The sequence below is a fragment of the Sphingomonas bacterium genome (genome assembly GCF_903643065.1).
Taxonomy (GTDB): Bacteria; Pseudomonadota; Alphaproteobacteria; order Sphingomonadales; family Sphingomonadaceae; genus Sphingomonas.
Genome location: NZ_CAHJWX010000175.1, coordinates 1 through 5,352, shown reverse-complemented (window position 1 = coordinate 5,352; position 5,352 = coordinate 1). Strand labels below are relative to the sequence as shown.

General features: G+C 71.2%; 5 protein-coding genes and 1 pseudogene. 5 read left to right on the top strand and 1 reads right to left on the bottom strand.

Annotated features, from left to right (window positions below; genetic code table 11):
* The 5 genes from HUU95_RS07560 to HUU95_RS07540 all read left to right on the top strand — a co-directional run.
* Window positions 1–850 (top strand): formylglycine-generating enzyme family protein (locus HUU95_RS07560; protein ID WP_174279557.1); only part of this gene is annotated, 850 nt, incomplete at its 5' end.
* Between the two features lie 24 nt (window positions 851–874).
* On the top strand, window positions 875–1,486 hold the full coding sequence (locus HUU95_RS07555) for a YceI family protein (RefSeq protein WP_174279556.1): 612 nt from the start codon (window positions 875–877) through the stop codon (window positions 1,484–1,486).
* 144 nt (window positions 1,487–1,630) lie between these two features.
* Entirely contained in the window at window positions 1,631–2,383 is a 753-nt protein-coding gene (locus tag HUU95_RS07550; protein ID WP_174279555.1) for a c-type cytochrome, read from the top strand.
* A complete protein-coding gene (locus tag HUU95_RS07545; RefSeq protein ID WP_254602674.1) occupies window positions 2,380–3,291 on the top strand; it encodes a peptidyl-prolyl cis-trans isomerase in 912 nt (303 codons plus the stop codon). Before HUU95_RS07550 ends, HUU95_RS07545 begins: the two co-directional genes overlap by 4 nt.
* Window positions 3,288–4,490: a HupE/UreJ family protein gene (locus tag HUU95_RS07540; protein ID WP_174279554.1), complete on the top strand. Its 1,203-nt coding sequence runs from the start codon at window positions 3,288–3,290 to the stop codon at window positions 4,488–4,490. Before HUU95_RS07545 ends, HUU95_RS07540 begins: the two co-directional genes overlap by 4 nt.
* Window positions 4,491–4,494: 4 nt before the next feature.
* Here the strand turns inward: HUU95_RS07540 and HUU95_RS07535 are convergent.
* Window positions 4,495–5,352, bottom strand: a pseudogene (locus tag HUU95_RS07535) (hypothetical protein); the annotation flags it as partial.

The window sequence follows — 5,352 nt, the reverse complement described above, 5'->3', positions numbered from 1 at the left end:
CGCGCCGGCGCTCGCCTCCCCCGACGCCGCGCCGGTGATCTGGCGCGCGAGCGACCAGCCGATCGTGATCCTGGACGATCCGGTGGCGCCGCGCATGGTGGTGGTGCCGGCGGGCGAGTTCACGATAGGCACGCGCGCGGCGTCGCGCCGGGTGCGGATCGCCGCCCCGTTCGCGGTCAGCATGTTCCCGATCGTCTATGGCGAGTTCGCGCAATTCGCCGCCGCTACCGGCTATCGGGCGAGCGGGCCCTGCGTCACCTTCGAGGACGGCCGCTTCGCCGCGCGGCCGAGCCGTGACTGGCACGATCCCGGCTTCGTCGAGACCCCGCGCCTGCCGGCGACCTGTATCGGTTTCGATGCCGCGACGGCGTACGCGGCCTGGCTGTCGAAGAAGACCGGCCACGCTTACCGGCTGCTCTCGGAAGCGGAGTATGAGTATGTGAACCGCGCCGGCACGTCCACCGCCTATTGGTGGGGCAACGATCCGGCAACCGCCTGCGCCTTCGCCAACGGGTTCGATCAGGATGCGCGCGCCTACGCCGGGTCGCCCGCGCCGATCGCCTGCCACGACAAGAGCCCGGCCACCGCCTCGGTCGGGATCTACAAGCCCAACGCCTTCGGGCTGTTCGACACCGCCGGCAACGTCGCGTCATGGACCGCCGATTGCTGGAACGCCGACGTCGCGGGCGTGCCCGCCGACGGATCGGCGCGAACCGGCGGTGACTGCCGCCGCCACGTCATGCGCGGCGGCTCCTGGGCGGACACCGGCCTGGCGAGTGCCAGCCGCGTGGCCGCGCCGAACGGCCAAGCCAGCGTGACCCAGGGCTTCCGCCTCGTGCGCACCCTGTAATCCAGCTTCTACCGGAGTATCCGCATGCGCAAGCTCATCGTCGCCCTGTCGCTCGCCGCCGCGCTTCCCGCGCTCGCCCAGGCGCCGATCCCGGGCTCGCCCAACGTCGGCGCGGTGGCCGCCGGCACCTACACCGCCGACGGCCGCCACACCCAGGTCGCCTGGACGATCAACCATCTCGGCTTCAGCCTCTATCACGGGCTGTTCGGCAACGCGTCCGGCTCGCTGACGATCGACCCCGCGCGGCCTGACGCCGCCAAGGTGACGATCAGCTTCCCGATCGCCGACGTCGTCACCACCGTCGACGCGCTCAACAAGCACATCGCCGCGCCCGACATGCTGGACGCCGCCAAATACCCGACCGGCAGCTTCATCTCGACCAAGGTGACGGTGAGCGGGACCCACGCGACGATCGACGGCAACCTGACGCTGAAGGGCGTCACCAAGCCGGTATCGCTGGCGGCGACGTTCATCGGCGGCGGCACCAACCCGCTCAGCAAGGCGGCGACGATCGGCTTCCAGGCGAAGGGCAGCATCAACCGCAGCGACTTCGGCATCACCTATCTCCTGCCCGCGCTGGGCGACCAAGTCGATCTCGACATCACCGCCGCGTTCGAGAAGAAGCCGGCGAGCTGAGCCGTGCGGATCACGACGCCCGACGTTACAGTCCATCTGTAACGGTACGCTACCGTAGCAGGGTTGCTTCCGCCGACGCGGTGGCCGCAATCGACGGTGGCGGCGCCCGCGTCATGACGACGTGCGCCCGGGAAGAGGATCAGGATGCCCCGTTGGCGGCCGACATGGATGATCGTGGTGGCGCTGTTCGCGGTGATGATGACGGTCGCGCTCGTCCGGGGGGCGCAGGCAAGGGCGGACGGGGCGCTGATGCGCGCCGATCCCGAGCGGATCCTCAATATGCCCGCGCTGGCGCGGAGCGCGCTGGCGCAGGGCCATGACGGCTTCGTCCAGCATTGCGCGTCCTGCCATGGCGCCGGCGGCCCCAACCAGGCGCGCGGCGTGCCCGACCTGACCGACGGCGACTTCCTGTACGGCACCGGGCAGGTGGCGGAGATCGAGCAGATCGTGCTGCACGGCATCCGCTCGGGCGATCCGCGCGGTTGGCAGCTGGCGGCGATGCCCGCCTATGCCCATGCCAAGCCCTATGGCGCAGAACCGATTCCGCCGATGACGCCGGCGCAGATCGGCGACATGATCCAGTTCCTCCGCGCTAAGCACGGCGTCGCCACCGACCAGGCCGCCGCCGCGCGCGGGGGCAAGGTCTATGCGGGCAGCGGCGGCTGCTATGATTGCCACGGCAACGACGCCGCCGGCAACGAGGCGATCGGCGCGCCCAACCTGCTCGACGACGTGTGGCTCTATGGCGGCTCGGCCGCGACGCTCGATCGCACGTTCCGCGAGGGGCGCGCGGGCGTGAGCCCCGCCTATGCCCGCGTCCTGACCCCCGTCGAGGCGCGCGCGATCGCCGTGTACGTCGCGCATCTCGCGCGCCACGACCGGCAGCCCGCGCCGTGACGGAGGAGGCTACTCCCGCCGCCACCGCGCCGAGCTGGTCGCTGGCGCGGCCCAGCGCGCGCCGGTCACTGATCCTGTGCGCGATCGGCGCGCTGGTCGGCCTCGCGATCGCCGGGCTGGGGCTGTTCACCGCCAAGGGCACGCGGACCTCCGCCGTCCCGGCCGAGGACGTGGCGCTGGTCAACCAGGTGCCGATCCTGATGAGCGACTACCTCGCCCAGCTACGCGCCTTGTACGACGTGCCGCTGAGCCAGGCGACGCCGGCGCAAAAGCGCAAGACGCTCGACGACATGATCCGCGAGGAGCTGGCGGTGCAGCGCGGCGTCGAGCTGGGGATGCAGTCCGACACGATCGAGGTGCGCCAGGCGCTGGTCGGCGCGGTCGAGGCGCAGACGGCGGCGGACGCGGTGATGGCGCAGCCGACCGAGACGGAGCTGCGGCGCTATTACGACCGGAACCATGCGGCCTTCGAGAGCGAGGGCGTCATGCGCCTCGCCGATCACCTCCTCCATCCCGGCGCCACGCCGCGCGAGATCGACGCCGCGATCGCCGGCCTGCGCGCCGCCCGTGCCGATCCGCTCGCCGCCGACCGGGTCGCGCCGCGCTCGACGCGCATGGGCGATGGCGACGAGTTCTACTTCGCCGCGCGCCTGCACCTGGGCGACCGGCTGTTCGCGGTCGCCCGCGCGCTCAAGCCCGGCGATGTGTCGCCGCCCGTGTCCTTGCCGGACGGCGTCCACCTGCTGGTGATGCAACAGAATGTCGTGCCCGTGGTGGCGCCGTTCGCGGCCGCGCGCGACAAGGTACTCGCCAGCTATATCGACGCGCAGAGCAAGACGCTGACCGCCGCCAACGATCGCTTCCTGCGCAAGCGCGCCGACGTCCAGGTCGCCGAGGGCTACCAGTGACGCGTTTCTGGACGTTGCTGGTCCTGCTCGCCTGCGCGCTGGTCGGGGCCGGCCCCGCCGCCGCGCATACCCGCAGCGAGTCGCACAGCGCCTGGACGATCGACGGCGCGGTGGTGCACCTCAATTTCAGCGTCGCCGACCTGGAGGCCAAGCGGATCACGGCGGATGGCGGCCGGCCTGGCGACGCGGCGCTGGTCGCCTATCTCGGCCCCAGGCTGGGCGTGACCGCCGAGGGCAAGCCGTGCAAGCTCGCCGCTCCGCCGCGCCTGCTAGCCGCGGCACCCGGCTTTCGCCGCGCCGAGTTCCAATATGCGTGTCCGTCCCCCCGCTCGCTGCGGCTGGTCGACCACGCCTTTTTCGAGCTGGTCTCGACCCACGTCAACTTCGCGCAGGTGCAGCGCCCCGACGGGGATTTCGCCGAACAGCTCATCACCGCCGACGATCAGGGGCTGGACCTCGGCGAGGGCGAGGGCGGCGGCCTGCAAAGCGCCGGGTTCCTGCGCTTCGTGCTGATGGGCGTCCTGCACATCTTCACCGGAGTCGATCACCAGTCGTTCCTGCTGGGCTTGGTGCTGATCTCGCGGCGGCTGCGTGACCTCGTCTTCGTCGTCACCGGCTTCACGATCGGCCACAGCCTGACGCTGGCGCTGGCGGTGACCGGCATCATCCGGCCGCACGCCGAGTATATCGACGCGCTGGTCGCGCTGACGATCGCGCTGATCGGCGCGGAGAACGTCTCGGTCGCCTCCGGCCGGCCGGGTACGGTCGCGCTATGGACGGGTGGCGGCTTGATGCTGGTCGCGGGCTTGCGGCTGCTCGGCATCGGCCTGCTGCCGCCGCTGCTGCTGATCGGCTCGGCGATCTTCGCGGCGAACTACATCATGGTGTCGGGCCATCTGCGTGACGCCGGGCGGGTGCGGCTGGTGGTGACGCTCGTGTTCGGGCTGATCCACGGCTTCGGCTTCGCCGCCGACCTGCTCGAAAGCAAGCTGCCGCCCGAAAAGCTGGCGGAGATACTGGTGGGCTTCAACGTGGGGGTGGAGATCGGGCAGCTGACGATCGTGCTGGCGCTGACCGGTCTCGTGCTCCTCCTCACCCGCGTTCGCCTCACCCTGCCGCGCCCGATCGTGGTCGATGTCTGCGCGGCCGGGCTGGTGGCGGTGGGCTCCTATTGGTTCATGGCGCGCAGCTTCGCCTGAGCGCTCAGCGCGCGGCCGACCGCGCCGGCGCGTCGTGAAACTCGTCGGGGAAGCGCTGCGTCGGCTTGCCCGACCAGTCGGTCTCGCCGCGCGGGGACAGCGCCACCAGCCGCGCGCTCAGGCCGACATTGCGCAGGCTTTCCACCGACACCAGCGCCTCGAACGCGGTGCCCGGCCGGAGCGCGCGGGTCGCCGCCGCCAGCCCGTCGGGGCGCGTCGCGTAATCGGCCGCCTGCATCAGCGCGGCGTCGCGGGTGCCGGCGATCACGGTGATCCAATTGCCGGTGACGCCCGGGAAGCAGGAGATGATCGCATAATCCTGCCCCGGCGCCGCATCGTCGCGATCGAGATGCGTGCCCGCCATGTAGGTCCGTCCCGTGCGCCGGTCGACGATCTCGTCATACGAGCCGCCGACCGCGAAGCGCGAGCCGCTGAACATCGGGTCGCGCAAGGGGCCAAGCCCGCTCAGATAGCCGAGATAGGCGATGTTGACGAGCTTCAGCTGCTCGGGCGTCAGCTGCGAAGCGGGGATGACAAGGTTGCCGATCGGCGCATAGCCGTCGCTGCGCACCACCGGCGTCACGAGGCGCAGCGCATTGCCGACGCCGACCGGCAGATAATCGAGGCCCAGATCGACATCCACGCCGGCGCGCGCGGGCTGCGTCGCGATCAGCCCGTCCAGGTCGCGCGCCGAGTTGATGTCGAACCGGCGCACGAGCTGCGCGATGTCGCCGCCCGCGTCGCGCTCGCCGAAGATGTAATAATCCCCGACCACCAGCGAGATGCGGCTGCCATTGGCGATCGCGGGCGCCCAGGCCGCGCTCGCCCGCACCGTCCGCAGCCCGGCGTCCGGCCGCCGCGC

What these genes read in the sequence shown, in the direction of transcription:
- HUU95_RS07555 (WP_174279556.1), top strand. Translation starts at nt 875, where the DNA reads ATGCGCAAGCTCATCGTCGCCCTGTCGCTCGCCGCCGCGCTTCCCGCG.
- HUU95_RS07550 (WP_174279555.1), top strand. Translation starts at nt 1,631, where the DNA reads ATGCCCCGTTGGCGGCCGACATGGATGATCGTGGTGGCGCTGTTCGCG.